Source organism: Mycobacterium sp. NPDC050041, assembly GCF_049541695.1.
In the GTDB taxonomy this organism is placed as follows: domain Bacteria; phylum Actinomycetota; class Actinomycetes; order Mycobacteriales; family Mycobacteriaceae; genus Mycobacterium.
The window spans coordinates 1,008,651-1,023,268 of sequence record NZ_JBMVDG010000001.1 but is presented as its reverse complement, the minus strand read 5'-3'; the positions used below and the strand labels follow the sequence as shown (position 1 = coordinate 1,023,268).

The following is a 14,618-nucleotide window of genomic DNA, read 5'->3' as shown; positions in this document are numbered from 1 at the left end:
GGATACACCACAATATGTCTCTCAGTCGGCCGATGAAAGACCTGGCAGGACCCGCGTGGCACATGACGTGATCGCTTTCGACACGACGCTGGGTCATGCATGTCCGGACGTCTGGCGGATCCTGGAGGCGCCCGACTCCTACCCGCGGTTCTTCCGTGGAGTCGGATCCTGCGAGCAGGTGACCGGCGCCGCCCGCCAGTTCGAGGTCCGGCTGTCCACACCCCGCGGCGGGGTCGTCGTCCATGAGATGCGCCAGACGGTACGCCGCTCGGGCCTGGAGGTGCGGCTGGAGTCGATCCAGGCGAGTCGGAGCTTCGTGTCGATACGGCTCAACCCCGAGGCGGGCGGCACCCGGATCGCGGTGCGGATCTTCGCGGTCGGCCTGCTCCACCCCGACATCGCGAAAGCCAGTGACAGCGCGGTGACGCGCTGGGTCGGGGAGGGTCTGGCGCGGATCTCCGACCACCTCTCCGGCAAGCCGTCGTCAGTGCTGGCCAACATGGGCGACGGACCTTCCCTGCATCTCAGCATCGCCAAGACCATGCTCGTCAGCGGGGTGGTTCGCGCTTCGCGACCCGACCGTGGTCTTCGACAGCTGAATTCGCTCGCCCGATGGGGGTTCACGCTGGCCGGTGGCCTCGGGGCGGCCGCGGCCCGATCACCGCAGAACACCGCGTCGGTAGACCGGTACGGGATGTCGACCTACGCGGACGTGGCCCGGCGCACCTCATACCTGGTCTCGGGCCTCGTCGGCGAGGGCTACACGAAGGACAGCACGTTCGCGGTCCTCGCACGCAATCACTCGGCGATGGTCGAATGCATGGTCGCATCGAGCAAGTTGGGCGCCGACCTGGTGTTGCTCAACACCGGCCTGGCGGCGCGCACGATCGAAGACATCGTCCGCCACCATGGAGTCGACGCCATGTTCGTCGACGACGAGTTCGAGCCGCAGGTCCGCTACCTTCCCGCCGACATGAAACGAATCGCCACGCACGCCGATTCTGCTGACCCGCAACGGCGTTCGGTCGAGGATCTCATCTCCGCCGGGGCGGGTGTGGGACCGGTGGCGCCTCCGAAACAACCCGGCAGGCTGATCGTCCTGACCTCCGGCACCACCGGCACACCCAAGGGCGCGCGTCGACCCACCCCACCCGGCTTCGGCGCCATCGCCGCGATGTTGTCCCGGATGCCGCTGCGTCGGGACGAAGTGATGCTGCTGGCCGCTCCGCTCTTCCACGCCTGGGGCCTCGCCGCTTTACAGGTGAGCACTCCGCTGCTCGCCACAGTGGTGCTGATGGAACGCTTCGACGCCGAAGAATGCCTGAAGATGATTGAGCGGCATCGCTGTACCGCGCTGGTATTGGTGCCGGTGATGTTGCAACGCATCCTCGAGCTGCCTGCCGCCGTGATCGGCCGATACGACACGTCGTCGCTGAAAGTGGTCGCGAGCAGCGGGTCGCCGATCGCCGGCGCAGCCGCCGTCAAGTTCATGGACACCTTCGGCGACGTTCTCTACAACTTCTACGGTTCGACCGAGGTGTCGTGGGCGACCATCGCCGATCCCACAGACCTGCGCCTCGCACCGACCACCGCGGGCCGGCCGCCTCTGGGTACCCGGATCGCCATCCTCGATCAGAAGGGCGATCCGCTGCCGGTCGGCGCCGTCGGACGGATATTCGTCGGCAACGACATGCTGTTCGACGGCTACACCAATGCCGCCTCCCCCGCCATCGAGGATCAGCTGATGGACACCGGCGACCTCGGGTACCTCGACGCCAGTGGGCGGCTCTTCGTCGCCGGACGCGACGACGACATGATCATCTCCGGCGGTGAGAACGTCTTCCCGCGTCCGGTCGAAGAGGCGCTTGCCGTGCTACCGCAGGTGGCCGACGTCGCCGTGGTCGGGGTGTCCGACCCGGAGTACGGTCAGCGCCTCTCCGCGTTCGTCGTCCGCGCCGAAGGCGCGTCACTGGACGAGGAGATGGTCAAGACCTATGTCCGCAATCGGCTGAGTCGCTTCTCGATTCCGCGCGACGTCACGTTCGTTCAACAACTTCCGCGCACCACGACGGGAAAGGTGCTCAAGCGCCACCTGGTCGACGGACAGTTTCCGCTGGGGGGCGGCTGGCCAGTTGGCTAGTGCCGGCAGACGTGGCCGCCGCTGCCGCTGTGCGAGTGTGCGCCTATCAGGAGTGAGCCAACCCGTCTTGCGTACGGGGACTGCCGCCAGCCCTTCACAGCGTTCTCATGGGCATCGACCAGGAGATGGGGAAAGACATGAACGCAGAGCCGATCATCCTCGACGTCATGGACGAGTGGAAAGCCGCCATCGACGCCCACGACCCGTCCCGGGTGGCCGCCGTGTTCACCGAAGACGCCGTCTTCCAGGGTCTGCGTCCCTACGGCGTCGGACCTGACGCCGTCGCCGCGTACTACGATTCCCAGCCCGCCGGCATGGCGGTCACCTACCGTATTCTCGAAAGCCGCAGTCCGGCAGACGGTGTCGCGGTGGGCTACCTGGGCGCGACGTTCACCTACCCCGACCGGCCCGCGGCGGAGCTCACGATCGGTGTCGTGCTCACCCGGAACAGCGGGCGGTGGCAGATAGCGCAGTACCAGGCGTCGCGGCTGTAGACCGATGCGGCCTCGGGTGGTTCCACGCCGATGAGTTCCGGCCGGGACATTCGTCTATATCGAGGAACAGCCGAACGCACCCACTCGAGGAGAGCCGTGACCGCCACCTACACCTTCGACGTCTTCTCCAGCCTCGACGGCTTCGGCGGCGTCAGCAGCGGCGACTGGGGAGGTTACTGGGGCAAGCAGGGCCCCGAACTCCTCGATCACCGCCTCGCGCTGTATCAGACCGAGCAACGGATGGTCCTCGGGCGCACGACCTATCAGATGTTCGCGGAGATGCTGTCCTCGGGCACCGAGCAGGCGGTGCTCGACCCATGGGTGACGCGAATGAGGAATCTGCCGGCGACAGTGGTCTCGACCACCCTGGCCGGACCTCTCGACTGGCCGGACGCGACCGTCGTGAGCGGTGACGCCGTCGATGTGGTCGCCCGCCTCAAGCAGGAGTCCGCGGTGCCGTTGCGCTCGCACGGAAGCCTGTCGATGAACCGGGCGCTGATGGCCGCCGGCCTGGTCGACCGCCTCCAGGTGACGATCTTTCCTGTGATCACCGGTCAGACCGGCGACGATCCGATCTTCGCGGGCGCGGAGGACTTCGACCTGGAACTCATCGAGAGCCGGGCGCTGGACGGCGGTATCCAGGAGCTGGTCTACCGGCCCACCCTGCATCGCTGACAGGCGCGGCGCTACAACCTTTCTCAGCAGAAAGGGCGCCCACCGGAGCGGGCGCCCTCTCTGCACTGTGACCGATCAGTTGTGCACGGACGTGTCGACGTGCGGCACCCTCACCGTGGGGTACAGCTGATCGAGCCATGGGTAGTAGCGATCGTCACGGTCGTAGCCGTAGTGATAGCCGTGGCCGTGTCCGCTGATGGCCAGGTCAGGTACCTGAGCCTGTGCCGGCCCTGCGAAGCCGATCACGGCCGCCGACAATGCGCCGGCAACAATCCCTGCCAGTCCGAATTTCTTCATCGTCCCGCCTCTTCCCTCTGTACAGCTCTGTCGACAGGCCGAACGCCCGGGACCCTCTCTGTAACGGCAGGATCGGACCATTGATTCCACCGGGCCGGGCGTGGTCGACGTCGACCTGCTGACCACGCAGCGCAGAGCGCGGGCCGATTGGCGCAGGACCACCTCCCGCGCGCACGGAATACTCGGATGCATGTCTGACACTCTCGACGCCGACCAGCGGCAGCGAAAGACCGGAGACATCGCCGGCACGGTGGCGCTGCTGCTGCTGCACGTTCTGCTGGCACTGCTGTTCGTCGTGCTCAGCTTCGGCATCGCGATGAGCACCGATTCGTGCGCGTACGTCGAGTGCGGCGACGAGAAGTGGGTCGGCGTCGCGATGTTCCTGGCGTTCTACGGCAACGTGGCGGTTCTGCTCGCCGACATCGTCACGTCGACGGTATTCCTCGCCAGGCGGCGCAGGGCGGCCCTCGTCCCGGCGCTGGGCTGCGTCGTCCACGTCGCTCTCATCTTCGCGGCCTTCCAGTTCGCCGCCCTGGCAGGACCCGTGAACGGTTCCTGACAACGCGCGGCGCCCTCGGCCGCACGAGAAAGGTCAGTCCTCGCCGCGCGGCGGTGGTTCGACCGCGACGCCACCGGACTCGTGTTCGGGACCGGCGTCAGGATGCTCGGCGGGCACCCGCTCGCGGAAGCGGCTGGCTTCACTCGGACCCTGCGGCCCCGCCCGTCGCTCGCCGCTGCGATACGGGCCGGGCTTCGGCCTCGGCTTTCCGCCGGGAAACGCCAGCCGGAAGATGGTGCGGTGCACCGTGAACCACTGCTTGCCGAATCGGCCCGAGTTGTAGGGCAATTCGTAGCGCTCGCAGATGTCCTTGATCTTCGGCGCAATCTCGGAGTACCGGCTGCTCGGCATGTCCGGGTACAGGTGGTGTTCCACCTGGTAGCCGAGGTTGCCGCTGATGACATGGAAAAGCGGGCTGCCCTCGATGTTCGCCGCGCCGATCAGCTGGCGGACGTACCACCCGCCGCGGGTCTCGTTCTCGACTTCCTCTTCGCTGAAAGTGTAGGTCTGGTCCGGGAAATGGCCGCAGAAGATGATGGCGTGGGCCCATACGTTGCGGATGAGGTTGGCCAGCGCGTCTGCGGCCAGGGTTCGCAGGAAGGTGCTCTCGACCCCGGGCAGCAGCCGGTCGAGCGTCGTTGCGGTGGAACCGATCCGGCCCTTGCTCGAGATCTGCCGGAGCCGACGTCCGACACGGGAATGCGTGGGCTGGTCGATGCGGTCGCCCAGCGCCAGTTTGGTCAAGGCGAATGCGCCGGCGCTGATCAGGGGCCAGCCGACGTAGTCTTTGATGATCTGCAGGCGCGCCTTGCCGGCGATACTCTTGAAGTCCTCCTTGAGGTCGGCCATCGTCTTCTCGCCCCGCCACAACGCCTCCACGTCGGTGTCGTGCATCGCGACGCCCCACTCGAACAGGAGGGTGAGCAGGAGGTTGTAGAAAGGCTGGCCGAGGTTGGCCGGGCGCCACACCTGGTTGGGGTCGATCCGCATGATCTCGTAGCCGAGATCCTTGTCCTTACCCCGGATGTTGGTATACGTGTGATGAATGTAGTTGTGCGAGTGCTTCCACGCCTGCGCCGAGGATGCGGTGTCCCAGTCCCAGACCGAGGAGTGGATGTCGGGATCGTTCATCCAATCCCATTGGCCGTGAAGGATGTTGTGGCCGAGCTCCATGTTCTCCAGGATCTTGGCCATTCCGAGGCAGGCGGTGCCGAGTACCCACGCCGTTCGTGACCGCGAGCCGAGCAGCAGAACCCGTCCCGCGACGACGATCTGGCGCTGTACCGAGACCACCGTCTTGATGTAGTGCCGGTCGCGGTCACCGAGTTCGGCGAAGATCTCGTCGTGGATCGCGTCCAGCTCTTTGGCGAGCTTCTCGAGATCTTGCTCGCTGAGGCGGGTGAGTGGGCTCTCGATGGTTGTGGTCACAGTTGACTCCTTCACGGTCACAGTGCTCCTTCACGGTCACAGTGCGAACTCCACGTCACCCTCGGCAGCGTGGATGCAGATCCTGACGTCCTGGTCGACGGGCTCGGTGACTTCCCCGGAACGCAGGTCGCGAACTTTCCCCGACTTCAGCGTCCCGACGCAGGTGTGGCAGATGCCGATTCGGCAACCGAACGCGAGCTCCAGGCCGGCCTGTTCGCCCGCTTCCAGGATGGGAGTCCCCCCGTCGCAATCGGCGGTCGTGTCGCTGTTGAGGAACGTGATCTGACCGCCCTCCCCTTCGGCGGCGTCGGCGTCGATCTTCGGCTGGAACCGCTCGAAGCGGAGCCGGTCCTTGTCGCCGTGGTGCTCCCAGTGTTCGATCATCGCGTCGAGCAGTTCGCTCGGACCCGAACAGAACGCGTCGCGTTCGCGCCAGTCCGGGCACACGTCGTCCAGATCTTCGGCCGACATACGGCCGCGATCAGCGGTGAGCCGCAGGTCCAACCGCACGCCGTCGTGGCGGCGGTCGAGGCCTTCCAGATCCTCCAGGAACATCACCTGGTCGCGTGTGCGGGCCGAGTGCAGCACCACCACGTCGCCGATCTCGCCCCGGTGATCGAGGTTGCGCAACATGCTGATGATCGGGGTGATGCCGCTGCCTGCGCTGATGAACAGCATCTTGGCGGGCACCGGTTCGGGCAGCGTGAAGACACCCTCCACTTCGCCGAGCCGCACCAGTTCACCCGGCTGGATCTTCTCCACCAGATACGGCGACACCACGCCCTCGTCGACCTTCTTGGGCGTGACGCTGATCAAGCCGTCCTCCGGCTGCGGGTCAGACGTGAGCGAATACGCGCGCCAGTGGTAACGACCGTCGATCACCAAACCCAGCCGCACGTACTGGCCGGGCTTGTGACCCGGCCACTCGTACCCCGGCCGGATCAGCACGCTGACCGCTTCCGATCCCTGCCGCTCGACGCGCTCGACCTTGCCTCGCAGCTCCTTGGTGGTCCACAGCGGATTCACCATCTCGAGGTAGTCGTCAGGGCGCAACGGGTTGAACAGGTAGCGCACCGCGCGGAGGAACAACCGACGGCCCCGTGGGACGGGAGGCTCGGCACCGCGTTCCGCCATGATTCCCCGCTTCTCGTGTTCAACTCGGCGAGAATCGACCCAGCGGCCGACTCAGCACCCTGTGTTACCGCTCCGATGTGATCTGAAACACTAATACAGGGAGGTTGACTATCTGTGTCAGATCGGGAGACAAATCGGTCGGGTCCAGTGCCCGCAGACGTCATCCGGGCCACGCTGCGTTCCGCGGAACGCCTCGGCCGCGACGTCGCCGATGTGCCGATCGTCGTGATCGCGCATGCTCTCGGGGTTTCGCGCAGCACACTGCTGCGTCAGCTCGGCGGGTCGCGTCGCCCCCTCGATGACGCGGTGCGTGACATCGGCGTCGACCCCGGTGGGCGCCCGCCGGTCAAGGTGCGCGCAGTCGAATCGGCGGCCGCGCTGATCGGCGCCGGCGGCGTTTCGTCCGCCACGCTCGAGGCGATCGCCGAGGATGCCGGGTGCTCGGTGCACAGCCTGTATGCGACGTTCGGCGGACGTGAAGGCCTGTTGCGCGCGGTCTACGACCGGTACATCCCGGCGCTCGACATGGAAGACGTCATCGGATCGGCGAGCACTGACCTGAGGCAGACGGTCCGCACCATTCATCGAACCCTCGCCGACCTCTACCTGCGAGAGCCGCGGGTGCTGGCCGCCGTGCTCGGTGAGACGCTGGCCCGTCCGGCGGGCACCGGCGCGGGCGCACTCATCGAGCACGGCGCGTTGCGGCTGATCGCGGTTCTCGAGAGCTGGCTGGATCGCGAAGTCGCCGCGGGCCGGGTACGGGATCTACCCCGTTCCCTGCTCATCCAGCAGCTGATCAGCCCCGTCTCCGTGCACGCCATCATGCGGCCCGGATTGGTCAACTTCCCTCAGGTCGCCCTGCCTGAACTGGAGGCGACGTGCGACTTCTTCGCCGACGCCTTCGTGCGCGCGGTCGCCACCGACCCTAGGTGACGTCCTTCGCCGCGTCGGCGAGCGCCGCGAACTCCTCGTCGGGCGAATTGGCCACCAGATGGTGCCGGCTGTAGAACCCGAAATAGGCCATGAACGCGGCGAAGACGACCAGACACCAGGTGGCCGCCGTGCTGTCCACCAGGAAGGTGGCCACCACCGACAGCGCCGCGATGACCAGCGCGAAACCCGTCGTGACGACGCCGCCCGGGGTGCGGTAGGGCCGCGGCATCTCCGGCTCGCGCCTCCTGAGCACGATGTGGCTGATCATCATCAGCACGTAGGACAGGGCGGCGCCGAAGACCGCCATGTTGAGCAGCATTGCGCCCTGGCCGGTCAGCGACAGGACGAAGCCGATGATGCCGGGGACGATCAGCGCCAGGGTCGGCGCCTTGCGGGAATTGGTCACCGACAGCCGCTTCGGCAGGTAGCCGGCGCGCGACAGGGCGAACAGCTGGCGGGAGTACGCGTAGATGATCGAGAAGAAGCTGGCGATCAGCCCCGCCAGGCCGATGTAGTTGACCACCTTGGCCATCGTGGTGTCGCCCAGCGCCTCCACCAGGGGATTGCCGGAGGCACTGATCACCTCGGCACCGCCGGCCCCGGCCGCGAGCACCAGCACGGTGGCTCCGGTGACCACGAGGACGGCCATCGCCGCGATGATCCCGCGGGGCACATTGCGGGCCGGGTCCTTGGCCTCCTCGGCGGCCAACGGCACACCCTCGATGGCGAGGAAGAACCAGATCGCGAACGGGACTGCCGCCCATATCCCGAGGTAGCCGAACGGCAGGAACGACGAGGCGCCCGCCGCATCGGTGGGGGCGATGTCGGTGAGGTTGGCAGTGTCGAATCTGCCGATCGCCGTGATGGCGAAGACGATCAGCCCGGCGAGTGCGATGCCCGTGATGACGAACATGACCTTGAGGGCCTCGCCGACACCACTGAGGTGGATGCCGATGAACAGCACGTACACGGCCAGATACACCCACCAGCCGTCGGTGATGCCGAACAGTCCGAGGGATTCGACGTAGGCGCCGATGAAGGTGGCGATCGCGGCCGGTGCGATCGCGTACTCGATCAAAATGGCTGTGCCGGTGGCGAATCCACCCCATGGCCCGAGTGCGCGACGGGCGAAGGTGTAGCCACCGCCTGCGGCAGGCAGCGCCGAGGACATCTCGGCCATCCCCAGCACCATCGCGAGGTACATGCTTGCGATCACGACACCGGCGATCAGCAATCCGCCGAACCCACCCTCGGCGAGGCCGAAGTTCCATCCCGAGTAGTCCCCCGAGATCACATACCCGACGCCGAGACCGGCGAGGAGCAGCCATCCCGCGGTGCCCTGCTTGAGGGTGCGCTTGGCGAGGTACTCGTTGGACTCAGATGCGGTCTCCACTCGCTGATGCTAGATCGCGATCGCCGTCGGCGTCGGTGAACCCGTGGTCTGCCAGGGCGACGGTGAATTCCGCGATGGATTGCGGATCCTGGAGTCGATCACCGTAGACGTCGCGAAGCTGGCGAAGCCGGTAGCGGACCGTGGAAGGCGAGACGTGGAGGTCGGCGGCGATCTCGTCACGGCGGCCGTGATGCAGCAGCCAGGAGCGCAGCGTGTCGGCGAGCCGGGCACGGGTCGCAGCGGGAAAGCCCTCGAGTGGTGTCAGCGTGCGTGCCCGCAGGTCGTTCAACGCCTCGGCATCGGCACTGACCACCAAGGCCACGAGGATCTGGTCGGTGTCGAGGAGCGCGGCCGGTTGCGCCGGATTGATCTCCGCCGCCCGTCTGACGCGACGAATCGATGAGTGAGCCTGCATCCACGGGCGGACGGGCCCCACCACCGCCCCTGTCCCGGCGACCGAGTCGAGGAACGGTGCCCGTGCCGTTCCGCCGACGCCGGACACCAGGAACATTCGCATTCCCGGTGGCAGCTCGATTGCGTCGTCGGGCACTTCCAACGTGCGCGGATCGGCTGTGATGAACCCGCCACTCTCGTGGTGCCGGTGGGGAAGTGCCACCGCGGTCAGCGTCTGCGACGGTGTCCAGGACGCATCTTCAGCCGCCCGTCGCAATTCGTCGGCGGACCCCTCGCGCAAGAGGGCACGCACCAGCCGCTCCCGGTGGCGCTCCCGCGCCAACCCCAGCCGGGCGAGTTCGTCGGCGTGCCCCGCGACGCCCGCTGCCGAGATCCGATCGAGGTAGGCGAACGACGTCTCGGCGAAGACGCTCACCTCGTCGCTTCCCACGCCGTGGCGGACGGCCAGCGCCGACCACTCGCGCCAGATCTCCCGGACCCCGATTCGGTAGGCCGCCAGCTGCACCTCGGTGGGCCTGCCCTGGCGGGCTTCCCGACGGCCGAATCCGTATGCGGTGTCGAGGACTCCCTGCATCGGCGTCGCCGAGGCCTCGGGATCGCCCGCACCACGGAGTTGTTCGATCAGCGCGGTCAGTAGCTGATCGGCCGATGCGTAGATCACCGGCCGCCATGACTCCTGCGCGGCGAGTGCGAACGCGGGCACCTCCGCGATCACCGCCTCCACCATCCGGTCGGTGAGCGCGGGCAATCCGGCTCGCATGGCCTCCAGCGTTTGTGGTGGCAGTTGAGGAAGCCTCGCCGCGGCGGGCGGCACATTCGACATATCAGGCGATGGTAGGCCGTCTGCAGGCTCACGACTGTCCGCAGGGGACAGTTTCACGCCGAAGTTTGGCCCGCACAAGGCGAGAAACTGTCCAGAGAAGTCGCCATGATGGTCCTCATCGGGTCGCGCGGCATCCGCGTCGGCCGTGCACCCAGTCGTCGAGAGAGGACCTCATGACTGCATCCGCTTCACCCAGCGCCCCGGGCCGGGAGGACTTCGCCCTTCGCCTGCTCAAGGGTTCGGCCAAGAAGTCCTACGAACCGGTCGTCGACATCAACTGGGACGCACCGCTTCCCGAGGACAAGTTCTTCCTGCCACCGCAGATGTTGAGCCTCTACGGCACACCCCTCTGGGAGCGCATGAGCGACCGGCAGCGCCTCGACCTGTCCCGGCAGGAGTTCGTCAACTACATCTCCATGGGCATCTGGTTCGAGAACATGCTCAACCAATCGCTGTTACGGGCGATGATGCACTCCTCGCCGACGGCGCACAGCACCTTCTACGAGCTCACGGAACTGGGCGACGAGGCGCGCCACATGTTGATGTTCGGCAAGGCCATCGAACGGGTGGGCGTGGAGCCGTTCTGGCCGAAGAAGCGTGGCGCGCGCAGGGTCAACACCATGGCGCTGATCTTCCGGGGACCCATGCTGTGGATCGGGGCGCTCGTCGGTGAGGAGCTCTTCGACGCGGTGCAACGCCAGATTCTCGACGACGCCGACGAGATCCAGCCTCTCGTGCAACGCGTGATGCGCATCCACGTCACCGAGGAAGCCCGCCACATCCAGTTCGCCCGCGACGGCATCCGCCGCGACGTCGGCGAGTTGGCCCCACTCACGCGACTGGCCATATCGAATCTGCACGGCCTCGGGGCCTCGCTGTACTTCGGCCACTTCACCCGCCGCGGCCTGTACGACCGGATCGGCCTGGACGGGACGGAAGCGCAGCGCCAAGCCCGCGCCAATCCGCAGTTCCACGCGACACTGCAGGCCGGATTCGCGCCGCTGGCCGCATTCCTCGACGAGGTCGGCCTCATGGGGCCGATCGCCCGCCGGATGTGGGCGAGGTGCAATTTCCTGTGACCATCGGCCCTGACGGCGTGTACGACGGGCCGGCCAGCCTCGTCGTCGGCGACCAGCGCCATCCCGTCCGCATCCGACTGGCCGGGCGTCTCAACCCCTTCGACGGCCACTACCACTGGCAGGGCACCGTGCACGACGCACCGGCTCAGATCGCCGCGGGCGGAGCCGTCGTACTGTGCGTCGGCGACCGGGACGCCACCGCACGACTGGTCGAGCACACCGCCGCCGGTGACCTCATGATCAGCGGCACGGGGCGTCCGCCGTTCTGGCCGTGACCCCGCACGCAAGTTCGCCGCTCAGTCGAGGTAGGTGCCGTGCCCCTCACGCACGAGTGCGCCGTCGAAGATGAGGACTTCGTTGACCAGTCCACCGCGTTGATTGCGGTAATTGATCACCAACAGCGACTCCCCTCGATACACGCCGAGGATCTCGAAACGCAGGTCCGCCATGCCGGCCAAGGCAGTCGTCCAGTATTCGCGCAAGGCCTGCTTTCCACGGACCACTCCCCCGCTGCCCGGCAGCACCTGCGCGGCGACCGGCGAGGTGAACAGCACGTCGTCATGGAAGTGAGCCAGCACCGCCTCCACATCGTGAGCATTCCACGCGAGCACCCAGTCTCGCGCGAATGATTGCGGATCCGGGATGGGCATCGGCTCAGCCTGCCAGACAAGGGCGGGGTCGGCCGCGGAGCCTCACCACGTCGACGGTTCGTTCCGCGCCTGCCGAAGCAACAGAACCACCCCGGTGGTTGACTGATTATCAGTCACTGTGTCAGTCTAGGGCACTCGATCACATCCGTCTTGCGCCGAGATCTGCCGATCGAGACGAAAGGTCGACTGTGTCAACACCTCCACGAAGCATGCGCTCATGAGCGGCGGCAGGGTCCACCTCGAGGGCGCCAGGGTGCTGCTCACCGGCGCATCCAGCGGTATCGGTCGAGCGCTGGCAGTCCGGCTGGCTTCCGAGGGAGCCGAACTGATCGTGGCCGCCCGTCGCGTCGACCTCCTCGACGAGCTCTGCGACGAGATCGCCGCTTCCGGTCACCCCAGGCCGGTGCCCGCGGCCACTGATCTCGGCGTGCCCGGCGAGGCCGCGGTGCTGGCCGCCTTCGCGCTCGATCACTTCGGCCACGAGCTCGACGTGGTGATCAACGATGCCGGCGCGAGCCTCACCGCACCGCAATCGCGTCTCGGCGACGGCGACGCCGCGCGCATGGTGTACGAGGTGAACCTGTGGTCCCCGTTGGCGCTGACCGCGGCCCTGGCTCCGACCATGCTGGCACGCGGGCGAGGGACGATCGTCAACGTCACCTCGACGGTGCAGTCGGTGCCTCTGCCGCTTCTCGGCTACTACGGCTCATCCAAATCGGCGCTGGCGCAGGCGACCCGGTCTCTGCGGCTGGAACTGGCGGACACCCCGCTGACGGTGGTCGAGGTCGTGCCAGGGTCCACCGACACGGCGTTGCGTGACATCGACGAACTGCCCTGGAAAACGTCGCCTCCCCGAACGCTGCCCCCGGTGTCGCCGCACTCGAGTGCCGCCGCGATCGTCCGGGGCCTTACGCGCGGAGCGACCCGCATCGTCTACCCGAGCTATTCGCTGATTCCGTTGGAGCTCCCCGCGATCGGTCGGCTCGTCGCCCGTATCGGCGGGCGGCGGGTCAACACCCGCGATGCCGTCGACCCCGACCACCTTGCCGACAACGGAGCCCGGTGACGTGGCCGACCGGCGACAGCAGCTGATCGACAGCGCCCGCACCCTGTTCGCACAGCGGCCTTACGACCAGGTCACCACCACCGCGATCGCCAAGAAGGCCGGCGTGGCCTACGGCCTCATCGCGCATCACTTCGAGAACAAGCGCGGCTTGTATTCCGCGGTGATGAACGACATCGCCGCGGAGATCGCCGGGGTGCACCTCACGCCGCCACCCGAGGGCGCCACCCTCGACGATCAGTTACGCCACGCGCTGCGCGCCCACATCTCCTACATCGACGACTACTCGAAGAGCTTCGTCGCCCTCGTCCGGGGTCATCTCGGCTCCGACCGAGAACAGCAGGACACCGTCGACGGGCTGCGCTGGCTGGGCGCGCAACGGATCCTGCTCGCCGTCGGCATCAGCGAACCGATCTCACCGATTCTGCGCACCGCGATGCACGGCTGGGTCGGCTTCCTCGACGAGATGATGATCGACCGCATCGACAACGGCGATCCCGACCGCGAAGTACTGGTCGAACTCGCGGCCGCCACATTGGTTTCCACTCTGCAGGCCGCTCGCGCACTGGACCCTGCAATCCCCCTCGACCCGAGCGTCGTCAAGGTACTGAACGAGTTCCGTGTGAAGACGTCCGGCCGTGAAGTGATCAATCGAGGCAGGCGTCGAGCGTGACACCCCCTGTTCCTGCACCGCTGCACGGACTGCCCCTGACTGCGTTGGGCGCGGCCATGATCCGCGCACAGGAGTCCCGGCGGCCCGACCCCCTGTACGCCGACCCCTGGGCGCAGCGCTTCCTCGACGCCGCCGAACCCGCCTATCGCGGGCCAACCGCGCCGGCGGGTGCCGCCGAGACGTGGACACGACTGCAGGCGATGGCCGAGGCGATGTACGAGGGCCGAACCATCGGCGTCCGCCTCGTCGACGACGACCTCACCACCTGGGTGGCCGCGGGGAACCGGCAGATCGTCCTGCTCGGCGCGGGACTCGACAGCCACGCCTTCAGACTCGACTGGCCCGGACCGGCGCGCCTTTTCGAAGTCGACCTCCCACCCATCTTCGGCTTCAAAGAACCGGTGCTTGCTGCGGCTAGGGCCACACCGGTGTGCGAGCGCCATCTGATTGCCGCAGACCTCACTGGTTCCTGGGCCGAGACCCTGGTCGGCGGCGGATTCCGGTCCGACGAACCCACCTGCTGGATCGACCACGCCACCCCGTTCATGCCGCGTCAAGCCGCACACAGCTCAGCCACAGTGATCACCGAACTCTCGGCGCCAGCCAGCACCTACAGCTACCCCTTCATGGCTGCCAGGGCGGTCTCGGCCAGCCTGCAGTCGGTCTCACGTCCGCAGTCGCTACGACACGATGACGCCGGCGAGACCGGCCTCGGGGCGGGCGGACGCGACCTGCTCGAAAGCCTCGGCTGGACCACGGATTTCGAGCCGTTCCCCGAGACGGCCGCCCGCTACGGCCGTGCCCTCGCAGCAGATGCCGAGTCCGGAACCGTCAGGGCTACCCGGCTGTGATCCGGACCCGCC

General features: G+C 67.1%; 16 protein-coding genes. 10 read left to right on the top strand and 6 right to left on the bottom strand.

The genetic code is table 11. The features are described 5' to 3' along the window. Positions 1 to 55 precede the first annotated feature (55 nt). The 3 genes from ACPCHZ_RS04970 (at position 56) to ACPCHZ_RS04960 (ending at position 3,309) form a co-directional block, all read left to right on the top strand. Entirely contained in the window at positions 56 to 2,140 is a 2,085-nt protein-coding gene (locus ACPCHZ_RS04970) for an AMP-binding protein (protein ID WP_423483702.1), read from the top strand. Between the two features lie 107 nt (positions 2,141 to 2,247). Next, positions 2,248 to 2,634 (top strand): YybH family protein, encoded by a 387-nt coding sequence (locus tag ACPCHZ_RS04965; protein ID WP_423483701.1) that lies wholly within the window; start codon positions 2,248 to 2,250, stop codon positions 2,632 to 2,634. 96 nt (positions 2,635 to 2,730) lie between these two features. Continuing rightward, entirely contained in the window at positions 2,731 to 3,309 is a 579-nt protein-coding gene (locus ACPCHZ_RS04960; protein WP_423483700.1) for a dihydrofolate reductase family protein, read from the top strand. 75 nt (positions 3,310 to 3,384) lie between these two features. Here the strand turns inward: ACPCHZ_RS04960 and ACPCHZ_RS04955 are convergent, their stop codons facing one another. Continuing rightward, positions 3,385 to 3,606 (bottom strand): hypothetical protein, encoded by a 222-nt coding sequence (locus tag ACPCHZ_RS04955; protein ID WP_364978193.1) that lies wholly within the window; start codon positions 3,604 to 3,606, stop codon positions 3,385 to 3,387. A 190-nt stretch (positions 3,607 to 3,796) separates the two neighbouring features. Here ACPCHZ_RS04955 and ACPCHZ_RS04950 point away from each other — a divergent pair, with 190 nt between their 5' ends. Then, positions 3,797 to 4,165 carry a hypothetical protein gene (locus ACPCHZ_RS04950; RefSeq protein ID WP_423483699.1) on the top strand — a complete coding sequence of 123 codons (369 nt, stop codon included), beginning with the start codon at positions 3,797 to 3,799 and terminating at the stop codon, positions 4,163 to 4,165. 33 nt (positions 4,166 to 4,198) lie between these two features. On the opposite strand, the gene ACPCHZ_RS04945 is transcribed toward ACPCHZ_RS04950, so the two are convergent. Together ACPCHZ_RS04945 and ACPCHZ_RS04940 are read right to left on the bottom strand one after the other, a co-directional pair. Then, positions 4,199 to 5,593, bottom strand: coding sequence for a fatty acid desaturase family protein (locus ACPCHZ_RS04945; RefSeq protein ID WP_423483698.1), 1,395 nt, complete (start codon positions 5,591 to 5,593; stop codon positions 4,199 to 4,201). 36 nt (positions 5,594 to 5,629) lie between these two features. Next, positions 5,630 to 6,727, bottom strand: a complete 1,098-nt coding sequence (locus tag ACPCHZ_RS04940) for a ferredoxin reductase (RefSeq protein ID WP_423483697.1) — start codon at positions 6,725 to 6,727, stop codon at positions 5,630 to 5,632. A gap of 147 nt (positions 6,728 to 6,874) precedes the next feature. Between ACPCHZ_RS04940 and ACPCHZ_RS04935 the strand changes: the two genes are divergently transcribed. Further along, positions 6,875 to 7,660: a TetR/AcrR family transcriptional regulator gene (locus ACPCHZ_RS04935; protein WP_423483696.1), complete on the top strand. Its 786-nt coding sequence runs from the start codon at positions 6,875 to 6,877 to the stop codon at positions 7,658 to 7,660. Here ACPCHZ_RS04935 and eat read toward each other — a convergent pair. Both eat and ACPCHZ_RS04925 read right to left on the bottom strand, forming a co-directional pair. Then, positions 7,653 to 9,053, bottom strand: coding sequence for an ethanolamine permease (gene eat / locus ACPCHZ_RS04930; RefSeq protein WP_423483695.1), 1,401 nt, complete (start codon positions 9,051 to 9,053; stop codon positions 7,653 to 7,655). The two genes, ACPCHZ_RS04935 and eat, sit on opposite strands and share 8 nt — an antisense overlap. Further along, the gene (locus ACPCHZ_RS04925) at positions 9,037 to 10,227 is read right to left on the bottom strand and encodes a PucR family transcriptional regulator (RefSeq protein ID WP_423483694.1); all 1,191 of its coding nucleotides are present in this window, start codon (positions 10,225 to 10,227) and stop codon (positions 9,037 to 9,039) included. The genes eat and ACPCHZ_RS04925 overlap by 17 nt, the downstream gene beginning before the upstream one ends. 236 nt (positions 10,228 to 10,463) lie before the next feature. Between ACPCHZ_RS04925 and ACPCHZ_RS04920 the strand changes: the two genes are divergently transcribed. Then, positions 10,464 to 11,369: an AurF N-oxygenase family protein gene (locus ACPCHZ_RS04920; protein ID WP_423483693.1), complete on the top strand. Its 906-nt coding sequence runs from the start codon at positions 10,464 to 10,466 to the stop codon at positions 11,367 to 11,369. Next, a complete protein-coding gene (locus ACPCHZ_RS04915) occupies positions 11,366 to 11,644 on the top strand; it encodes a DUF4873 domain-containing protein (RefSeq protein ID WP_423483692.1) in 279 nt (92 codons plus the stop codon). The genes ACPCHZ_RS04920 and ACPCHZ_RS04915 overlap by 4 nt, the downstream gene beginning before the upstream one ends. A gap of 21 nt (positions 11,645 to 11,665) precedes the next feature. Here ACPCHZ_RS04915 and ACPCHZ_RS04910 read toward each other — a convergent pair whose 3' ends face one another. Then, the gene (locus ACPCHZ_RS04910) at positions 11,666 to 12,019 is read right to left on the bottom strand and encodes a nuclear transport factor 2 family protein (RefSeq protein ID WP_423483691.1); all 354 of its coding nucleotides are present in this window, start codon (positions 12,017 to 12,019) and stop codon (positions 11,666 to 11,668) included. Positions 12,020 to 12,236: 217 nt separating this feature from the next. On the opposite strand from ACPCHZ_RS04910, the gene ACPCHZ_RS04905 reads away from it, so the two are divergent. Genes ACPCHZ_RS04905 through ACPCHZ_RS04895 form a run of 3 tightly spaced genes read left to right on the top strand, consistent with a single transcriptional unit; the run spans position 12,237 to position 14,606 of the window. Beyond that, positions 12,237 to 13,085: an SDR family NAD(P)-dependent oxidoreductase gene (locus ACPCHZ_RS04905; protein ID WP_423483690.1), complete on the top strand. Its 849-nt coding sequence runs from the start codon at positions 12,237 to 12,239 to the stop codon at positions 13,083 to 13,085. A 1-nt stretch (position 13,086) separates the two neighbouring features. Then, the gene (locus ACPCHZ_RS04900) at positions 13,087 to 13,755 is read left to right on the top strand and encodes a TetR/AcrR family transcriptional regulator (RefSeq protein ID WP_423483689.1); all 669 of its coding nucleotides are present in this window, start codon (positions 13,087 to 13,089) and stop codon (positions 13,753 to 13,755) included. After that, positions 13,752 to 14,606, top strand: a complete 855-nt coding sequence (locus ACPCHZ_RS04895; protein ID WP_423483688.1) for an SAM-dependent methyltransferase — start codon at positions 13,752 to 13,754, stop codon at positions 14,604 to 14,606. Before ACPCHZ_RS04900 ends, ACPCHZ_RS04895 begins: the two co-directional genes overlap by 4 nt. Positions 14,607 to 14,618: the final 12 nt, after the last annotated feature.